Here is a 17884-nt window from a genome sequence, read left to right as displayed (position 1 = left end):
ATAATAATACCACTTAAATAATAGTTATGGAATGGGTACTGGGCGTGAACGGAGAAAACTATTTTATTTCTACTTTTAAGACGCATAAAAGCCGTATCGGTGACGATGGCGCATGTGTCGGAGAGTGGGTATACAGCAAAGATGTTTTTTTCGAAAATGTCCATTTTAAGCGGGAGTGGCTAAGTCCCTATCAAATCGGCTATAAAGCGATGATCGTTAACATCTCCGATGCCATTGCTATGAATGCGATTCCGCATTATGCATTGCTTGGGATCGCTATGCCGCGCTCCATGAGCCTTCATCAGATGGATGAGCTTTCACGAGGGTTGCGTGCTGCAGCATCAGAGTACGGCATCGAGATTATCGGCGGAGATACGATCAGCAACTCTAAACTCGATCTCTCGATAACCATCATTTCCAAAACGGCTCGTCCGCTGTTACGCAGGGGATTGAAAAAAGGCGATATCATTGCGTATACCGGAGAGATCGGAAGATCGGTGAGAGATTTGCACTATCTATTAAGCGGTGGAGCGGTCCATACGAAAAGCCGTTTCGTTGCGCCGAAACTGCGCCAATCTTTTGTAAGCAAATCACGGCGTTATGTGCGATGCGGTCTGGATATCTCCGATGGACTTTTCAGTGATCTTGAAAAACTTTGCCAAGCAAACCGCATGGGTGTTCAATTTACCAAAAAAGTTCCCAAAAAAATCGGATGCAGCGGTGAAGAGTATGAGATGCTGATAGCCTTTTCACCCTCAAAGCTAAAAACGATTCGACATGTCGGGAAGCAGACCCGAACAAAAATCACACCCGTGGCTCGCGTAGTACGCGGAAGCTATACCAATCGCTGTAAGCGTCATCATTTTTAGGAGTTTCATGGAACGTCAATATTATCTCCCTCATAGCCCTATCGAATTTCATTTTCGTCAATCCCCTCGCGATTTTGTGGTGGATGAAATCCCCCTTTATCCTTTTAGCGGCGAGGGGGAACATTTGGTTCTTCATGTTCGTAAAAAGAACCTCTCTACCTGGCAGATGATCGATGTTTTCAGTAATCATCTGGGAATCAAAGGACGTGATATCGGTTATGCCGGATTGAAAGACAAAAATGCCCAAACCAAACAGTATATTTCACTCCCGCGTAAATTTGAGAGTGTGTTGGAGACTTTTGAGCATGAGGGGATCAAAATCCTTGAAAAAACCTATCACAATAATAAAATTCGTGTCGGACATCTTAAAGGGAACCGTTTTTTTATTCGTCTCAAAAAAGTGAATCCGACGGCTGCAGTGAAAATTAAAGAGGCTCTTAAAATGATTAAGCAGCAGGGGATGCCGAATTATTTCGGATTTCAGAGGTTCGGGATTGACGGCGAAAACTATAAAAAAGGGCAAGCGATTTTAGCCGGGGAGCTGAAAGAACGTAATAAAAAATTGGCTCAGTTTTATGTGAATTCATATCAGAGCTATCTTTTCAACGATTGGCTTAGCCGTCGTATTCAAATATCTAAACTCGTAGAGAGTTTCGGAATCGATGAACTGTGCAGCGTACTGCCCCTTCCCAAAGAAGAACTTGTCGCGATGAAAGCTCAAAAACATCCGCTTAAACTGATTCACGGGGATGTAATGATGCACTATCCGTATGGGAAAATATTTCATTATGAGAGTGATGAAGAGGTAGAACGCTTTTCAAAGCGGGATATTTCGGTAAGCGGTCTGCTCAGCGGTAAACGTGCAACACGTGCTGTGGGATTGGCGGAGATAATCGAGCAAGAGTATGATACGATTCATAGCGGCATTGATGGCGCACGCCGTTATGGCTGGATTTTCCCCGAAGAGATTGAAGGGGAATACAAAGAAAATGATGCATGGTTTGAGCTTCATTTTACCCTCCCAAAAGGGTGTTATGCTACCGTATTGATTGAAGAGATTGCCAAACGTCCAATTCAAACCGATGAAACTCAGGAGTAACCATGAAACAACACTTCACTTCAGCAATTTCCCAACGTTTTGGCCGTTTTGCCTCTAAAGAGCATGGTAGAAGATTCCAAACGGCTATTAACCGAGCTTATGTTAAAGCGATGGGGTTGGATATGAGCGATTTTGACGCTCCCGAAACGTATCCGAGTCTCAATGCCCTGTTTACCCGAAAATTTCTCCATAAACGCACTTTTTCCCACGATACTCTCGATGTAATCAGTCCGTGTGATTCATTGATTACTGAGTGCGGTACGATTCATGAAAACCTGGCCCTTCAAATTAAAGGGATGTCTTACAGCATCGACGGTGTGTTGGGTGATGGAATCTCGAGCGATTCGAAAAAAAGTGTCCATAACGGCACTTTTGTCAACTTTTATCTCTCTCCACGTGACTATCATCGTTACCATGCACCCATCGATATGCAAGTGCTTCATGCCGTTCATATTCCCGGGAAACTCTATCCGGTTAATATCCCTTCCCTTAAAAAACAAGTTAATCTTTTTATTGAAAATGAACGGGTTGTTTTAGAGTGTTTGAGTGCGGAAGGGAAACGATTTTTCTTGATTTTAGTGGGTGCTTTGAATGTTGGCGAGATGGAAGTGAGTTTCGAACCTCGTATTCGAACCAATACGACACTCACTCCGAGCCAATACAGCTATAAGGATCTCTATTTGAGCAAGGGAGATGATTTCGGATGTTTCCGAATGGGTTCTACGATTGTGATGTTGTGCGAAAAAGAGATGGTAGAGTTTGGGATTTCGACAGGCCATACCGTCCGCTTTGCGCAGACGATCGGACGGCTTAGTGTTTAGAGAGTATCTCTAAACGAACTTGAAGATGCCCCTCATGTTCTCGAATGTCGATGTTGCTGTCAATCGGGGGATGGAGTTTGCTTAAAGCCCCTTGTACTGAGTGCAGAACGTGTAAAAACTTCGGAAACATCGGTGTATTGATATAGTCGATATGCCCTTTTTTGATCTCTTCCGCAATCACATTAATACCGGCATAATAGAGTGTTTTATTGATTGCTCGATTGATCTGATACGTACGTAATAATTCAATATTACAAATCAGAACATTACACTCTTCTTCACAGAGGGTTTTATTCTCATGCGCGCGAACCAATTCATCCGAAATATCATTTTCTGCAATTAAACGGCGTTCTTCGATTTGAGAGAGGAGGGCAGGATCTTTGCTTTTAATAAGATCAAATATTATGTCGGCTTTCAGCGGTTCGGCTTTAGCAAGGTAGGTATATCGCTCATCGGCTTGATAGTTATGATCAAGTGCTTGAATTAATTCCGCCACAATACTGAGATAAGCAAACTTATCTTCTTTGTTGAGATCAAACGTAATCCCGTGTGCGGATATAAGAGGTTTTGGCCCAGCGTATTTAAGATCCATTCTCCACTCCTTAATAACAATCTCTTACCTCTTGGAAGAGGTGAATAGACTAATTATACATTAAATCTGAAGTGCATGATGTCACCATCGGCGACAATATACTCTTTACCTTCCAAACGCATTTTCCCCGCCTCTTTGGATTTGGCTTCGCCGCCGCAGGTAACGAAATCTTCATACCCGATTACTTCGGCGCGGATAAACCCTTTTTCGAAATCGTTATGGATAACGGCGGCCGCTTTTGGAGCCGTTGTATTTTTGTGGATTGTCCATGCACGAACTTCTTTAACACCGGCGGTGAAGTAGCTCATAAGACCCAGTTTATCGAACCCTTTTCGGATGATTTGCTCCAATCCAGACTCTGCAACACCTAAATCGTGGAGCATTTCATTACGCTCATCATCCTCTAATTCAACGAGTTCTTCTTCGATTTTTGCGCAGAGTTTGACCACCTCGCATCCGTTTTTCGCCGCATGTTCTACCAGCGCTTTGACGTAATCGTTATCCGTCGTTAATCCGTCTTCATCGACGTTTGCACCGTACATAATCTCTTTGGCACTGAGTAGACGCACTTCTCGGTTAAGCTGATCAAACATCTCAGTATTGGCTTTTGGGAAGTTACGGGCAAGATTGCCATCCGCCAAGAACTCGGCAAGTTCTTCGGCAAATTCAGCCATAACAGCAGAATCTTTATCGTTTTTTGCCTGTTTTTTGAGACGTTCGATACGGTTGGTCAGCACTTCAATATCGGCTAAAATCAGCTCATTTTCGATGATTTCGACATCGAGCAACGGATCGATACGCCCCTCTGTGTGAACAATATTGTCATCTTCGAAACAACGGACGATTTGCAAGATTACTTCGGTTTCGCGGATATTAGAGAGGAACTTATTCCCCAACCCTTCCCCTTTGCTTGCGCCCTTAACGAGACCGGCGATGTCGACGAAATCGAGAGTCGAATATTGAATACGCTCAGGGTTTACGATTTTAGCGAGGGCATCGAGACGGATATCCGGCACTGGTACGGTCGCTTTGTTCGGTTCGATTGTACAGAACGGATAGTTTGCCGCTTCGGCATTTTGTGCTTTGGTAAGTGCGTTAAAGGTGGTTGATTTTCCGACGTTTGGTAGTCCTACGAGTCCGATTGATAAGCCCATGTGCTATTTCCTTAGTGTGTTTCGATGCGTAAAATATTGGTGCAATTATAATACAGTGTTGTTGAGTGGGGACTGAGGGGATGGGCAAGGTGTTTTTTTTATCCGTTCGCCCTGAGCTTGTCGAAGGGTGTGTTGTTCATGGTTCGACTGGCTCACCACGAACGGGAGATTATTTACACTGCTCCATAAGCCAGTTGAGGCTCATTCGCACACCCGCACCCGTTCCGCCGTAAGTATGGACATCCCATGCGCTCTCGGTATAGGCAGAACCTGCGATGTCGAAGTGTACCCATTTCTCTTTCATATCCTCATCGATGAAGTTATCGAGGAACAATGCGGCGGTGATCGCTCCGCCGTAAGGTTTGCTCGAGACGTTGCACACATCGGCAAGGTCGCTTTTGATCAGTTTTTTGAGGTGGCGGTTGAACGGTAAAATACCGCAGTATTCACCGCTCGCTTCTGCCGCACTCAGCCACTCTTGTTTGAGTGATTCATTATGTCCCATGACACCTGTGGTGTAAGGTCCGAGGGCTACCATACACGCACCTGTCAGGGTGGCATAATCGAAGATGTAGTCCGCTTTTACTTTTTCTTGGGCATACCCTAGAACATCGGCGAGGACGAGGCGTCCTTCGGCATCGGTATTGCGCACTTCGATTGTTTTTCCGTTTTTGGCACGGAGGACGTCATCGGGTTTGTAGGCGTTCCCGCTGATCATGTTTTCGACTGCACCGACAAAAGCGTGGACTTCGATATCGAGGTTAAGCTCGCTCACCGCTTTGATGATCCCCATTACGGCACATCCGCCTGCTTTGTCCATTTTCATTGTCACCATCGATGCAGCTGCTTTGAGACTAAGCCCGCCGCTGTCATACGTGAGCCCTTTTCCGACAAGGGTTATGACACGTTTCGGATTTTTGGGTTTGTAGGCGAGGTGAATCAGGCGGGGAGGGTGGGCTGAACCGCGTCCGACAGAGAGCATAGCAAACATTTTTTCATCTTCGAGACCGTTGACATCGAGGATAGTGCATTCGAGATTATTGTTTTGTGCCAGAGTATCTGCGGTGATAGCCATCTGCTGCGGTGTCATATCATCCGGCGTTTGATTGACTAAACTGCGGACGAAGTTGGTCGCTTTGGCAATGATCGTCGTTTGTGCGAGGATTGCTTCCAATTCTTCGAGTGGATTAACACTGCCGTCATGATTTTCATTACTGAAGATAACGTCTGTCAAAGAAGAGGGTTTAGGCTCCGATTTATAGGCTTCAAATCGGTAACTCCCTAGTAATGCCCCCTCGATGAGTGCTTTAAAATATTTCGGTGTATATTGTGCGACTTTTAGGGAGCTATAGCCGTAGTTCATTGCGGTTTTGATCGCTGAGGCCATAGCGGATCGGTAAAGTTCATCGCTCGCATCGTTGTCGATACCGCATACCAGCAAACGGTGTTCATGCAAAGCACACAGCTGCTCATGGTCGGCTTTAAACCCTGCTTGGGTTAAAAGGGCTTTATGGGGGTGTGATTCAAATTGTGCGGGTGTAACAAACTCCAATGTCAAATCGGCATTGAGTAAGGATAGTGATTGATTATAAAGGGCGACGTTCACGGCGTTTCTCCAAAAGATTTTTTTCGATGCGATTAAAGACCAAAGCGATGCTGCCGAAGATGCTCAGCGCAAACGGTATCGCAAAGTACCAGTGGCCTTTAATCCAAGCGAGAAGCTTGAGTAACTCTTCTCCAAAATAATAAGCGGGGATGATTGTCAATGAAGCCCAAAAAACGGCACTGACAAAATTGATAATGGCAAATTGCCGTCCTGAATATTTGGTCAAACCTATTGCCATCGGAATGACGGTACGCATACCGTACATATAGCGTTGGACAAAAATCAGTGGCCATCCGTATTTTTTGAGAAGCAGATGGGCAATGGCAAATTTACGGCGTTGTGAACGAAGTTTATTATGAATGTACGATTTATTGAACCGTCCGATGTAAAAATAGATTTGATCTCCGACAAATCCACCCAAAGCTCCGACGATGATTGCAATCGGCAAAATCATATCTCCGGTATGGGACATAATTCCCGCCATAACCAAACCCAGTTCACCCTCTAAAATACTCCATGCAAAGAGGACGATGTATCCGTATTCTTTGAGCCACTCTAAAAAAAGATGTTCCACAAATCGCCTTAATTATCGAAATTCAAAATTTGTTTTGCCTGCATCATATCTTTGTCCCCGCGACCGGAGAGGTTGACAATAATGAGTTTGTCTTTAATATCAGTCATTTTTTTCAAATAAGCGACGGCATGGGAACTTTCAAAAGCGGGGATAATCCCTTCGGCACGGCTAAGCCATACAAATGCATCGAGTGCTTCTTGGTCAGTAATATTGTCATAACTGACATTATCGTTATCTTTGTGAAATGAGTGTTCCGGTCCGATTCCCGGGTAATCCAGACCTGCTGAGATCGAGTGCGCTTCGAGGATTTGGCCGTCTTCATCTTGGAGAAGGTAGCTCATTTGTCCGTGCAGCACCCCCGGCCGTCCTTTGAGCAAAGAACAACCGTGTTTATCGGTTTCGACACCCAGTCCTCCCGCTTCGATTCCGATGCAGCGAACCTCTTTGTCTTCGAGGAAGTGTTGAAAGGTTCCGATCGCGTTGGAGCCTCCGCCGATGCAGGCGATGACGTAATCGGGAAGACGGTTCTCTTTTTCTAAAATCTGAGCGCGGGCTTCACATCCGATAATCGCTTGAAAATCGCGTACCATCATCGGATAAGGGTGCGGTCCTGCGACGGTGCCGATAATGTAGAAGGTGTCGCGTGCATGGGTCACCCAGTGACGAATAGCATCGTTCATGGCATCTTTGAGAGTTTTAGAACCGCTTTGTACCGCATGGACTTTCGCTCCGAGAAGTTTCATACGAAAGACGTTGAGTTCTTGACGTGCGACGTCTTTGGCTCCCATAAAGATTTCACACTCTAATCCCAGCAGTGCGGCGATGGTTGCCGTTGCTACACCGTGCTGTCCCGCACCCGTTTCGGCGATCACTTTTTTCTTGTCCAAACGTTTTGCCATCAGCCCTTGGGCGATAACGTTGTTCACTTTATGGGCACCGGTATGGTTCAAGTCTTCCCGTTTGAGATAAATTTTAGCTCCGAGTTCTTCGGAGAGATTAGCGGCATAGTAAAGGGGACTTGGACGGCCGACATAATCGGTGAGATAACCGTCTACCTCGCTCCAGAACGCTTCGTCAAAGCGAATCTCTTTATAAGCGGCTTCGAGTTCCAAAAGGGCAGGCATAAGGGTTTCAGGAACATAACGTCCTCCGAAGATACCGAAATGGCCGTCAACCGGATCAAATTTTGAGGGTGAGGGGATATACATTAGTCAACTCCGATTACAGTATAAACTTCGACAAGATCGCGCAGCTTGCTTTGCCCGCTTAAAAAATCAAGTCCCATGACAAAACAGGCTTCGATACACTCTGCGCCCACTTTGTTGATGAGGTTTGCAGCAGCGTAAGCTGTTCCCCCTGTTGCGATTAAATCATCGATCAAGAGGACACGAGGCTTTTCGACACCACTAAATGCGTCGATATGAATTTCAACTTCATCGACACCGTATTCAAGGGAGTATTTTTCCGATACGGTGGTGTAGGGAAGTTTCCCTTTTTTACGAATAGGGACAAAACCGACACCGAGCATCTGTGCCAAAGCGGCACCGAAGATAAATCCCCGCGCATCAATTCCGGCAACGTGGGTAAGATCGTAGGTACTGTAGCGCTCATGCAGATGGCGCATAAGAACACCGAAAGCTTCTTTGTCCGAGAGAAGGGTAGTAATGTCTTTAAAAATAATTCCCGGTTTTGGAAAATCGGGAATATCGCGAATAGCATTGATTAAAATGGCTCGGTCACTTATGCTAAGATTCATGGTATTCCTTGAAAAATTGGTTAAATTAGCGCGTCGATACGCCCTTCAAGCTCTTTTATTTTATTTTGGAGGCGGTCGGTTTCCGAACGGTGTTTCGAGTTGCGCTGTTTGAGCGATTTGACTTCATTGCGAAGGTTATTAAGCTCTTCGCTGAGAATATCAACATTCCCGAGTGCACGTTGGAGTTGGATTTGATATTTTCGGATCAATACTTCCGCCTCTTTGAGGGTCAGTTTCATCATTTCACTGGAACGCTGTTCTTTTACCGTAATACTGCGAAAATAGAACATTTTGACTAAAAAGAAAAGTGCTCCAAGTGTTACTATCGTGAGCAATGACCACTCTAAAAACATCATTTATCCTTTGATAGCTTCTATTTTATCCACTCGCCCGCAATGACGGCCACCTTCGAATACTCCTGCAATCCATGCATCGAGAATCGATTCGGCAACCCCTTGTCCAATAATACGCTCACCGAAGCATAGGACGTTTGCATCGTTGTGTCCGCGTGCAACGGTTGCGGTATAAGCATCATGGCACAGTGCCGCGCGGATACCGTGATGGCGGTTTGCCGCCATTGACATTCCGATTCCCGAACCGCAGATCAAAATCCCCTGCGAAGTTGGATCGGAAAGGACATTTTCACATACTTTGACGGCATAATCGGGATAATCAACGCGATCTTTGGAAAATGGCCCTAAATCAATAACTTCATGCCCTTTAGAACGGAGGTTTTCAACAGTAAAGTCTTTCAGATCGATTCCGGCGTGATCGGTAGCAACGTAAAATTTCATAACTCTCCTTAGTTCAATAACAAATTTAATACCGCTTGAATCGGCCACATTACGAGTGGAATTTTAAGCGGTGTAACCAATATGATGATGATAACAATCATTCCATAAGGTTCGGCTTTGACGAAAAATTCGGCAATGGCACGTATTTTGTATTTTAGACTCAAATAGGTGAGAAAATGGGCACCGTCGAAACTTGGAATCGGAAGGAGGTTGAACACGGCTAAAACGACATTGATCAACAGAAGCTTCATAACGAAGAGGTAACCAAAGATATAGGCGATACTGTCTGCCTCAGTCGGTTGCGCAAGTGAAACAAGAATGACCGAAGAGAGGGTTGCGAGAAAAAGGTTATAGGCTATGCCTGCTAAACTTACCTGCATCGCCGCATTGTATCCTCCGTTGCGGAGTACGGTCTGAGTATTGATCGGAACCGGTTTGGCCCAACCGAATAAAAATCCGCTCGGAGCACCGAGGAGCATCGGAATAAAATAGGTCATGAGAGGGACGAGGATCGAGCCGAAAGGATCGATATGAATGAGAGGATTGATGCTGAGGCGACCTTGGTTTTTGGCGGTAGTATCGCCGTATTTATAGGCGACCCAGCCATGCATGATCTCATGGCCGATAATGGCGATGAGAAGAGCGAGTATCGCCGCAGCGATTTCGAGCGGTTCAATAAAGCTCATGGTCATTGGCATCTTCGAGAATTCGTTCGGCTATGGCACGATCCAAATGCTCTTTTTGTTCTAAATCGCTCGGTGTTTGTCCGATACGATCCCAACGCACTTCATAATTCGCGTCCATACTAAAGTAAACAAACCATGGTGTTCCCTCGATTAAACCGTACGGAACAGATCCCCAAAAACGGCTGTCATTGGAGTGGTCGCGATTATCACCCATCATAAAGTATTCCCCTTCAGGAACCTGGATCGGAGCAAAATTGAAAAGTTCGACGGGGAAAATTCCGTTATCGACCATTTTTTCATCGTTATGAATACCCGGATGCTCTTTAGCATAAGGATTTTTGACCCACAGTTTGCCCTCAACTTCTACGAGTTCATAGTCTGCAAATGCTTTACGGGCGTATTCATCCCCTTCACGCGGGTGGAGATAGAGAACTTTATCTTGTAAAAAGAGCTCATCCCCCGGTAGTGCGACACATCGTTTGACGTAGTGAAGCTGTGTATTGTTCGGATAGCGGAAAATAACGATATCACCACGTGCAGGTTCATCGCCATCAAGAATATGTCCGTCGGTTCCCGGAATGAGAGGGATTTCGAGAAATGGGATATGAGGGGTCGAAATCCCGTAGGCAAATTTTTTGGCAAACAGATGATCCCCCACCAAAAGAGAGTCTTTCATTGATCCGCTGGGGATACGAAACGCTTGTGCCACGAAGAAAATAATAAACAGAACAATGATAATCGTTCCTGTCCATGTATTGGAAAAACGGTAAGCGCTGTGCGCTGCAGTAAATATTTTTTTCTTCAAAATCAGTTCTCTTCTTGTGCGTGAATTTTGGCGGCTTTGAGGGTATTGGATAGAAGCATCGCGATGGTCATAGGACCCACTCCGCCCGGTACCGGAGTGATGTAGGATGTTTTAGGAGCAACAGCATCGTAATCAACATCACCGACGAGACGGCCATCCGGGGCTCGGTTGATTCCAATATCGATGACAATGGCATCAGCTTTGACCATATCCTCTTTGATGAGATTAATGACACCTGCTCCTACGAGGATAACATCAGCAGAGAGGGTATGCTTTTTCAGATCATCGGTAAAAATATGACAGATTTCAACCGTTGCATTGGCGTTTAGTAAAAGTGCCGCCATCGGTTTTCCGACGATGTTCGATGCACCGACGACGCAACAGTTTTTACCCTTTGGATCGATGTGGTACTCTGCCAAAAGCTCCATTACCCCTAGCGGTGTGCAGGGGACAAAACCGTCCAACCCTGTTGCAAGACGACCGACATTATAGGGGTGGAATCCGTCGACGTCTTTGGTCGGGGCGACTACTTCGAGGATTTTTGTGGTATCGATATGTTTTGGAAGGGGAAGCTGGATCAAAATTCCGTCAATATTGGGATTTAGATTCATCATTTCGATGGTTTTGACGATTGCATCTTGGGAAATGTCATCGGGCATTTCGTGGGTAACCGAATAAAATCCGGCGCGGTCACACGCTTTTTTCTTCATACCGACGTACGCTTGGCTCGCAGGATCATGACCGACCAAAATCACCGCTAAACCGGGAACTCTGCCTGTTTTAACTTTAAGTTCTTTGGCTCCGAGAGAGACTTTTTCTTCGATTTTTTGTGCGAGTGCTTTACCGTCAAGAATTTGCATTTAATCACCGTCAAATTGTTTTTAGGTATGATAGCGATAAAAGACTAATAAACGGTTAAAGGGATCAGGTGCGCGGGGTTATTCTATTATTTTTGGCATTCACATTCTCTCATGCTGAATCGTTTATTACGAAAGAAGAGTATGCTGCCGGGCTCTATCATAATCCCAGAGGGGTAGGGTGCCATTTGTGTCACGGAGAAAAAGGTGAGGGAAAACTGATCGCCCGTTATCGTGACAAAGGTGAAAATAAAATTTTTGCCGGCAAACCGATTCATAAACTCTCTTTTCGTGAGTTTTATGACAAAGTAAACAGCCGTATCGTCGGGATGCCCCGTTATTATCTCACGGATACTGAGATACAGACACTCTATTATTATCTCCATCGTGAGGAGTTTAAACGTGCCGCTCAACAACCCCGAAAAGCTCAATAATCTTGTTGATTCAGAAGATATAACAGCCCTTAGAGCACTCGCAATTCCAGTCAAAAGAGAGCTGAACCGCTCCTTGTCGTTTCGATCCGCCATGATGGTTTCTACCCATAATATCAAACATCTTGCCAAAATTCCGGGCCTCGAAGCAGAGTGTTTAATGCTGAATCTTGAAGACGGTGTCAGCAGTGAACAAAAACCGTATGCATTAGCATTGTGTGCCATGGTGTTGGCTTCTAATCCCCAAAGCGATAAAAAGCTCATCGTTCGGGTTAATCCTCTGGATGAAGGGGGTGCCGAGGAGATATTGTTTCTCAACCCTTTTATGCCCGATGCGATCCGTGTCCCGAAAATACGGAGTGTAGCCGATGTGAAAAGGGTTTTAACGTTGGTGGATGAAGAGATTGAAATTCATCTCTCCATCGAAACCAAAGAGGCGTGGCTGGCATTGGCGGATCTCAATATTGATTCACGGATAAAAGCCTATTATTTAGGGATTTTGGATCTCTTTGCCGATTTGGGTCTCTCTCAGAGCCTTCTTACCCCTGATAACCCTGCGGTTCACTATCTATTGTCCCATTTTTTGATCACCTGCCGAGCCTGTGAGATTAAACCGGTCTCTTTTGTCTATCAAGATTACAAAAACAGTGACGGATTGCGCAATTGGCTGGAGTTGGAAAAAATGATGGGATTTGATGCGAAAGGGTGTATTTCCCCTGCACAGGTAGAACTGATTCATGAGAATTTTGGACACACTGATGCGGAGATAAGCCGATGCCGTGAGATTGTAAGATTGTTTGAAGAACACAGTGCGCGGGGAATCAGCGGTTTCACGGATGAGCGGTATGGATTTATTGACGAGCCGATTTATAAGGGTGCATTGGCAGTATTGAATGTGCGGTAATTTTTCATATTGTCATATTTCTACATCATTTTCTTGCGACGGGGTACAATGAAGAAAACCATCAAAGGTGACCTATGAAAAAAGAGATCATAGAAACGTTACAGAGTGAGTTTAACGCTATCGCCAATATATTAGACGATGGACGAACCGAATACTGGTATGCGCGGGATTTGCAAAAAATGCTGGGATACCAAGGTTGGGATAAATTTCAAAATGTCATCGATAAAGCAAAAGATGCATGTGAAAATTCCAATGTTGATGTATCAGACCATTTTCGCCACGTGGGAAAAATGGTCTCTATCGGATCAGAAGCTACAAGAAATATAGAAGACATAATGCTCACACGCTATGCCTGCTATCTCATCGCCCAAAACGGTGATAGCAGAAAAGAGCAAATCGCTTTTGCACAAACCTATTTTGCGATCCAAACACGTAAACAAGAGATTTTAGAACAACGCCTAGAGTTGGAAGATCGTTTGCAAGCACGCGCAAAACTTCGTGAGTCAGAAACCGAACTCTCAAAAAATATCTATGAACGGGGTGTGGATGATAAAGGGTTTGCTCGAATTCGTTCTAAAGGAGATAGTGCGCTGTTTGGAGGATACGCAACACAGGCGATGAAAGATAAACTCGAAGTACCCGATAACCGATCATTAGCGGATTTTCTTCCGACGATTACCATCACAGCGAAAAATCTTGCGACCGAAATCACCAATCATAATGTCAAGCAAAATGATCTCTATGGTGAAAATGCCATTACCAATGAGCATATTCAAAATAATGAAAGTATACGAGGATTATTGGTGGAACGTGGGATTAAACCCGAAGAATTACCGAGAGCGGAAGATTTGAAAAAACTCGAACGTAAAGTCAAATCCGATGAGAAAAAACTGATCAAAGAGAGTGCACTTCCCAAAGAGAAGAAGTGAGCGACTACAATGAAGAGCGATTCTAACTGTGGTGAATTCGCCATAGTTGAAGATAGTTCAGAAAAGAATTATAAAACTACATGGGGACAATTTGTCCCTAGGCACTGTAGGAATAGCGTGAATGACAAAACCTTTGTTACCTCCGAAAAGAAAGCATAAAAATCACTCTTTGACAATAATATAAACCCTTATCCGTATATGGGTCGGTTGGTCGGGCTTGGGATATTTGGGATGGGCGAGGTTGATGGTTTGGAGCGTTAGCTCATCGAGCGGTGTGCCGATACGGTTTTTCTCCAATGAGAGATCACTGATTCTTCCATCAGGGTTGAGGATGAACTCGACCACGTTATTATCCATCGGATCGACATCATCGGGGCGTTCACGCAGTAATCGTGTACCGACCATCTCATTGATTTTACGTATTTTTTGGAGATTATCGATGATATAGTGCTGTTCACCTGCACTCAGGGCGAAAAATTCATCACCGTAGTGGTGGAGGACAGAGAATGGAAGGCTCTCTCGGTCCGCTTCGGTTATATGTTTCAGTGAAATTTGGGATGAAGGTTCTTGCAGTTTTATAGGTGTAGTTGAAGCGCTCAGAGCCTTGGATGGTTCAGATTCGGTGATTTGTGTGGGTGATTGGCTCGCTGAGGGGATCGTATCCATAATTTCAGTCTCTTCACTGAGGGTGATACCAAAGCGCTTTTCTTTGTAAAATGGTTTTTGATCGGATATCTCTTCGTACAATACCAAAAACCAAAACAACCCCAATAACAGCGTATGAATAAAGATTGCAATGAAAAGCGCTAACAAAAATCGGTTTGCTTTCATACGTTGATTATAACCACTGAAGTTCCGATGTTATTAAAAACTTCACATTAGAAGAGAGATTTAATACCCTGTAAGATTGTAAAAAACACGGTAGCGAATCAGTGTTTTTTGTTGCGGTTTTGGATATTGGCCGTAGGCCAGTTCGATCACCTCTTTGGTCGTATCGTCCAAAATGGAGAGTTGGCTGTTTTTAAGAAAACGTATATCAGAAATACTTCCATTGGGGTGGAGATAAAATTCGATCATATTGGTATCGTTTATACGAATATTATCGGGAATACGAGATCGGCCGTAACGATCTAAGACTCCTTGGGTGATACGGCGCATCACTTCTTGGTTATCAAGGATATAGCGTTGTTCCCCTTCGGAGAGTTCATTAAATTTATCACCGTAGAGACGTTGGATACTATCACTGACTTTGGTAAAACTTTTTGGGCGCTCTTGGGCTGATGAATCGGCTTTGGAGAGAATGTCGTACAGCCCTTGCTCTTTTTTGGGTTGAGGCTGCCGCTGAATCTCGGCAACCGTTTTAGCAACATGGCGCTCGAATGCTTTTTTAGGCTCTACAATCGGTTCAGAAACCGGAGGTATTGGTTTAGTGGCAGGCGTTACCGGAGGTGTCGGCTTGATGGTTTGCGGCTTCGGTATAGGTTGGGTGTTTTTGATAAGCTGTTCACCGCGTGGGATGGGAAGGGTAGGGGAAATTTTAGGAATATCGTTTTTGACAATGGCTTCGGGTCTGTTGTTCGGCATCTCTTTGAGTGAGAGTCTAAAACGTTCCTCTTTAGGCTCTGGAGGCTTCGTTTCGGGCGGGATAGAAGGTTTCAATTGATTCATCATCATAAGTAACAATATGATAATAAGGTGCACCAGTAAAGCGATTAACAGTGCATAGAAAGAAAAAGATTGGGTTCGCTTCATAGTCTCAAAAAGTATTTAGATAAGGCACGAAGTGCACAATGAGGGAAATTGTACCTCGTATTAGCTAATGAAATGGAAAAGGCTAAGGAATACGTGACGGTTATTTACTTCTTGCAATAGTTGTTAAACAATTTGTGCTATGATATTTGAAGATGAAAGTGGAGAAAATAGATGCGGCGTATTGTCTATATTATACTTTTTGCCATTGTTGTTTTGATTTTTAAAGCATTTTTTTTGGATGATTATTTAAAAGAGCGTGCCAGTGAAAATAACGAAACAGCGCCGGTAGAAGAGGTCAAAACCGAAGAAACAATCAAAGATAAGCCCACAGTCACTAAGAGTGTTAAAGAGAAAAAAGTACAACATTCAAACAAAAATGAGGGTATGCCAATCGATCAGCTCGGTGATAGCATCGCTGAAAAACTGGACGATAAACTATAAGTTATTTTTACCGAGAGAGAATTACTCCGCTAAGAACAATTAACACTCCCCCTCCAATCACCATTGGTGTCGGGAAGAGATCTCCCAACATCACTCCGAACAACGTGGCAAAAAGTACCACTGAATAGCTCACCGTACTAATAACCCCTGCTTTAGCGTAAAAATAGGCACGGGTCATGTAAATTTGCCCGTAAGCGGCAGTAACTCCCATCAATGCAATCCAAATCCAGTCATAACCGGAAGGCTCAATAAACGGGGTTAGGGCAAAGGCGAAAAATTCTGACGTTATGTATTGCGCGGTAAACATCAAAAATACGGGGATAAGCACTCCCGATAGCATAAAAGAGAGGACAACGGTTCGTTCGTCATAGTAGGCTTTGAGGCTTCGGACACTGGTGTAAGCCAACGCCGAGAGAAAGCCGGTCAATATCCCCATAACATGAAGATATCCCAGATTCATTCCGCTGAGCATCGCTACACCGGCAAAACCTATGAATATAGCGAAAATAGCACCGGATTGAAGTTTTTCTCTAAGGAGTAAAAAGGCGAGTAAAGCGGTAAAAATCGGTTCGGTTTTCGCGTAAACGATAGCATTGGAGAGGGTAGTAGCACTGATGGTATAAAAAAAGGTAAGGAGGGCTATGGTTCCGATAACACCGCGAAAAATAAGGGTGAAGGGTTTTCCGCCGATATTTCGGATGGGTTTGTTCAGGCTGAAAAGGGCTATAACGATCAATCCGATCGCATTACGCCAAAAGGTCACTTCGACCGAGCCCATCGAACCCGATAGAAGTTTTGCGAATAACATCGTAAGGGCAAATAAAAAAGAGGCCATCAACATATAAACTATGCCTCGGCGTGTATCGCTCAGGTGTGAAATCATGATGCGATTATAGTCTATGCTCCCTTTTTATGTCGATACATTGATTTATCTGCGGCCTCCACAACGTGGAGGACATCTGCACCACGGGTAAAGGGTGCCATTCCGTAGGCAAAACTGACTTTAAACGATTTATCCTCAACCTTGAAATGGATTTTTTCAAAATAGCGGAGAATATTTTCGATTTTCGCTTTAATATCAGAGGTGGAAACTTTAGCATCAAAAACGACGATAAACTCATCTCCGCCATAGCGTACTACCCGTCCTCCGCTCTCTTTGAGTTTTGCTGTAACATGGATGAGTACTTTATCGCCGACGAGATGACCGTAGGTGTCATTGATCTCTTTAAATTTATTCAAATCAATCATCACGATTGTACCGCTGTCACGTAATGAGAGTTTATCCTGAGTCAAGATGGTGTCGTCGAACCATTTTCGATTATAACTTTTGGTCAGACCATCTTCGTAAACGATTTTTTGGAGTTCTTGGATCTCTTGTTGGAGTTGTTTGGTTTTCTCTAAAATGGAGGTTAAAAGCGATTTGTCTTCAGTCTCTATGGCTGTGATAGCGTGGTCGGCACATTCAGAGAGGGTGATAATGTGACGAACGATTTTTTCATCAAGCATCTCATAGGTTAACAGCTCATCGGGTTTGAGATGAATATCACGAGATTGTGAGGCTTCGTAGTAGAGTTTCCCATACTGAGCCGGAAATACAATGGGTACGTTATGAATAGCTTGTTTGACTTGATTCGTGATTTCAATGTGCTCTTGATGTAAATCAGCCATATTTTTCCATTTTAATATCAATTATAGTTAATGATTATACTTTTTACTCCCTGCCAGTATACTGAATTTTAGGATAATAATCACAATAAATTCAATCTCAGTAACAGCAGGCAGAACACGTTTTTATAAAGCTTCTGAAAGGTTGT

The 17884-nt window shown here is 44.2% G+C and carries 22 protein-coding genes; 7 read left to right on the top strand and 15 right to left on the bottom strand.

Translation table 11 applies throughout. The features are described 5' to 3' along the window. Positions 1-26: 26 nt before the first annotated feature. From B649_RS07355 to B649_RS07345, 3 genes are read left to right on the top strand one after another with little or no spacing between them, the layout of a single operon-like run. A complete protein-coding gene (locus B649_RS07355; protein ID WP_015653888.1) occupies positions 27-869 on the top strand; it encodes a thiamine-phosphate kinase in 843 nt (280 codons plus the stop codon). A gap of 7 nt (positions 870-876) precedes the next feature. Next, positions 877-1968 (top strand): tRNA pseudouridine(13) synthase TruD, encoded by a 1092-nt coding sequence (gene truD / locus B649_RS07350; protein ID WP_015653887.1) that lies wholly within the window; start codon positions 877-879, stop codon positions 1966-1968. Between the two features lie 2 nt (positions 1969-1970). Then, positions 1971-2789 (top strand): phosphatidylserine decarboxylase, encoded by an 819-nt coding sequence (locus tag B649_RS07345; protein ID WP_015653886.1) that lies wholly within the window; start codon positions 1971-1973, stop codon positions 2787-2789. Here B649_RS07345 and B649_RS07340 read toward each other — a convergent pair. From B649_RS07340 to folD, 11 genes are all read right to left on the bottom strand, one after another. Continuing rightward, positions 2779-3381 (bottom strand): hypothetical protein, encoded by a 603-nt coding sequence (locus B649_RS07340; protein ID WP_015653885.1) that lies wholly within the window; start codon positions 3379-3381, stop codon positions 2779-2781. The two genes, B649_RS07345 and B649_RS07340, sit on opposite strands and share 11 nt — an antisense overlap. Positions 3382-3434: 53 nt before the next feature. Continuing rightward, complete coding sequence (gene ychF, locus B649_RS07335; protein ID WP_015653884.1) at positions 3435-4535, bottom strand: redox-regulated ATPase YchF; 1101 nt, start codon at positions 4533-4535, stop codon at positions 3435-3437. 169 nt (positions 4536-4704) lie between these two features. Then, complete coding sequence (locus B649_RS07330) at positions 4705-6141, bottom strand: leucyl aminopeptidase (RefSeq protein WP_015653883.1); 1437 nt, start codon at positions 6139-6141, stop codon at positions 4705-4707. Next, a complete protein-coding gene (locus B649_RS07325) occupies positions 6122-6715 on the bottom strand; it encodes a DedA family protein (RefSeq protein ID WP_015653882.1) in 594 nt (197 codons plus the stop codon). The genes B649_RS07330 and B649_RS07325 overlap by 20 nt, the downstream gene beginning before the upstream one ends. 8 nt (positions 6716-6723) lie before the next feature. After that, complete coding sequence (trpB, locus tag B649_RS07320) at positions 6724-7923, bottom strand: tryptophan synthase subunit beta (RefSeq protein ID WP_015653881.1); 1200 nt, start codon at positions 7921-7923, stop codon at positions 6724-6726. Continuing rightward, positions 7923-8471 carry an adenine phosphoribosyltransferase gene (locus tag B649_RS07315; RefSeq protein WP_015653880.1) on the bottom strand — a complete coding sequence of 183 codons (549 nt, stop codon included), beginning with the start codon at positions 8469-8471 and terminating at the stop codon, positions 7923-7925. The genes trpB and B649_RS07315 overlap by 1 nt, the downstream gene beginning before the upstream one ends. Before the next feature lie 20 nt (positions 8472-8491). Then, complete coding sequence (locus B649_RS07310) at positions 8492-8824, bottom strand: membrane protein (RefSeq protein WP_013460422.1); 333 nt, start codon at positions 8822-8824, stop codon at positions 8492-8494. 3 nt (positions 8825-8827) lie between these two features. Further along, entirely contained in the window at positions 8828-9265 is a 438-nt protein-coding gene (rpiB, locus tag B649_RS07305) for a ribose 5-phosphate isomerase B (RefSeq protein WP_015653879.1), read from the bottom strand. An 8-nt stretch (positions 9266-9273) separates the two neighbouring features. Further along, positions 9274-9951 (bottom strand): site-2 protease family protein, encoded by a 678-nt coding sequence (locus tag B649_RS07300; RefSeq protein WP_015653878.1) that lies wholly within the window; start codon positions 9949-9951, stop codon positions 9274-9276. Next, positions 9938-10762, bottom strand: a complete 825-nt coding sequence (gene lepB, locus B649_RS07295; RefSeq protein WP_291750971.1) for a signal peptidase I — start codon at positions 10760-10762, stop codon at positions 9938-9940. Before lepB ends, B649_RS07300 begins: the two co-directional genes overlap by 14 nt. Further along, positions 10759-11616: a bifunctional methylenetetrahydrofolate dehydrogenase/methenyltetrahydrofolate cyclohydrolase FolD gene (gene folD, locus B649_RS07290; RefSeq protein ID WP_015653876.1), complete on the bottom strand. Its 858-nt coding sequence runs from the start codon at positions 11614-11616 to the stop codon at positions 10759-10761. Before folD ends, lepB begins: the two co-directional genes overlap by 4 nt. A gap of 68 nt (positions 11617-11684) precedes the next feature. Between folD and B649_RS07285 the strand changes: the two genes are divergently transcribed. The 3 genes from B649_RS07285 (at position 11685) to dinD (ending at position 13877) form a co-directional block, all read left to right on the top strand. Further along, entirely contained in the window at positions 11685-12047 is a 363-nt protein-coding gene (locus B649_RS07285; RefSeq protein WP_015653875.1) for a hypothetical protein, read from the top strand. Further along, complete coding sequence (locus B649_RS07280; protein WP_015653874.1) at positions 12016-12948, top strand: aldolase/citrate lyase family protein; 933 nt, start codon at positions 12016-12018, stop codon at positions 12946-12948. The genes B649_RS07285 and B649_RS07280 overlap by 32 nt, the downstream gene beginning before the upstream one ends. A 74-nt stretch (positions 12949-13022) precedes the next feature. Further along, a complete protein-coding gene (gene dinD / locus B649_RS07275; RefSeq protein WP_015653873.1) occupies positions 13023-13877 on the top strand; it encodes a DNA damage-inducible protein D in 855 nt (284 codons plus the stop codon). 162 nt (positions 13878-14039) lie between these two features. Here dinD and B649_RS07270 read toward each other — a convergent pair whose 3' ends face one another. Beyond that, entirely contained in the window at positions 14040-14708 is a 669-nt protein-coding gene (locus B649_RS07270) for an energy transducer TonB (RefSeq protein WP_015653872.1), read from the bottom strand. 60 nt (positions 14709-14768) lie between these two features. Next, complete coding sequence (locus B649_RS07265) at positions 14769-15551, bottom strand: TonB C-terminal domain-containing protein (RefSeq protein ID WP_041192652.1); 783 nt, start codon at positions 15549-15551, stop codon at positions 14769-14771. 249 nt (positions 15552-15800) lie between these two features. On the opposite strand from B649_RS07265, the gene B649_RS07260 reads away from it, so the two are divergent. Beyond that, complete coding sequence (locus tag B649_RS07260) at positions 15801-16070, top strand: hypothetical protein (protein ID WP_015653870.1); 270 nt, start codon at positions 15801-15803, stop codon at positions 16068-16070. Positions 16071-16077: 7 nt separating this feature from the next. On the opposite strand, the gene B649_RS07255 is transcribed toward B649_RS07260, so the two are convergent. Together B649_RS07255 and B649_RS07250 are read right to left on the bottom strand one after the other, a co-directional pair. Continuing rightward, positions 16078-16953 carry a DMT family transporter gene (locus B649_RS07255; protein WP_041192424.1) on the bottom strand — a complete coding sequence of 292 codons (876 nt, stop codon included), beginning with the start codon at positions 16951-16953 and terminating at the stop codon, positions 16078-16080. 14 nt (positions 16954-16967) lie between these two features. Next, positions 16968-17738 carry a GGDEF domain-containing protein gene (locus tag B649_RS07250; RefSeq protein WP_015653868.1) on the bottom strand — a complete coding sequence of 257 codons (771 nt, stop codon included), beginning with the start codon at positions 17736-17738 and terminating at the stop codon, positions 16968-16970. Positions 17739-17884: the final 146 nt, after the last annotated feature.

Origin of the sequence: Candidatus Sulfuricurvum sp. RIFRC-1 (assembly GCF_000310245.1) — a bacterium.
In the GTDB taxonomy this organism is placed as follows: Bacteria; Campylobacterota; Campylobacteria; order Campylobacterales; family Sulfurimonadaceae; genus Sulfuricurvum.
This window is presented reverse-complemented; position numbering and strand designations above follow the sequence as displayed.

Coding starts and splice junctions, on each gene's coding strand:
- B649_RS07355 (WP_015653888.1), top strand. CDS start 27: ATGGAATGGGTACTGGGCGTGAACGGAGAAAACTATTTTATTTCTACT.
- truD (WP_015653887.1), top strand. CDS start 877: ATGGAACGTCAATATTATCTCCCTCATAGCCCTATCGAATTTCATTTT.
- B649_RS07345 (WP_015653886.1), top strand. CDS start 1,971: ATGAAACAACACTTCACTTCAGCAATTTCCCAACGTTTTGGCCGTTTT.
- B649_RS07340 (WP_015653885.1), bottom strand. CDS start 3,381: ATGGATCTTAAATACGCTGGGCCAAAACCTCTTATATCCGCACACGGG.
- ychF (WP_015653884.1), bottom strand. CDS start 4,535: ATGGGCTTATCAATCGGACTCGTAGGACTACCAAACGTCGGAAAATCA.
- trpB (WP_015653881.1), bottom strand. CDS start 7,923: ATGTATATCCCCTCACCCTCAAAATTTGATCCGGTTGACGGCCATTTC.
- B649_RS07315 (WP_015653880.1), bottom strand. CDS start 8,471: ATGAATCTTAGCATAAGTGACCGAGCCATTTTAATCAATGCTATTCGC.
- B649_RS07310 (WP_013460422.1), bottom strand. CDS start 8,824: ATGTTTTTAGAGTGGTCATTGCTCACGATAGTAACACTTGGAGCACTT.
- rpiB (WP_015653879.1), bottom strand. CDS start 9,265: ATGAAATTTTACGTTGCTACCGATCACGCCGGAATCGATCTGAAAGAC.
- B649_RS07300 (WP_015653878.1), bottom strand. CDS start 9,951: ATGAGCTTTATTGAACCGCTCGAAATCGCTGCGGCGATACTCGCTCTT.
- folD (WP_015653876.1), bottom strand. CDS start 11,616: ATGCAAATTCTTGACGGTAAAGCACTCGCACAAAAAATCGAAGAAAAA.
- dinD (WP_015653873.1), top strand. CDS start 13,023: ATGAAAAAAGAGATCATAGAAACGTTACAGAGTGAGTTTAACGCTATC.
- B649_RS07270 (WP_015653872.1), bottom strand. CDS start 14,708: ATGAAAGCAAACCGATTTTTGTTAGCGCTTTTCATTGCAATCTTTATT.
- B649_RS07265 (WP_041192652.1), bottom strand. CDS start 15,551: ATGATGATGAATCAATTGAAACCTTCTATCCCGCCCGAAACGAAGCCT.
- B649_RS07260 (WP_015653870.1), top strand. CDS start 15,801: ATGCGGCGTATTGTCTATATTATACTTTTTGCCATTGTTGTTTTGATT.
- B649_RS07255 (WP_041192424.1), bottom strand. CDS start 16,953: ATGATTTCACACCTGAGCGATACACGCCGAGGCATAGTTTATATGTTG.
- B649_RS07250 (WP_015653868.1), bottom strand. CDS start 17,738: ATGGCTGATTTACATCAAGAGCACATTGAAATCACGAATCAAGTCAAA.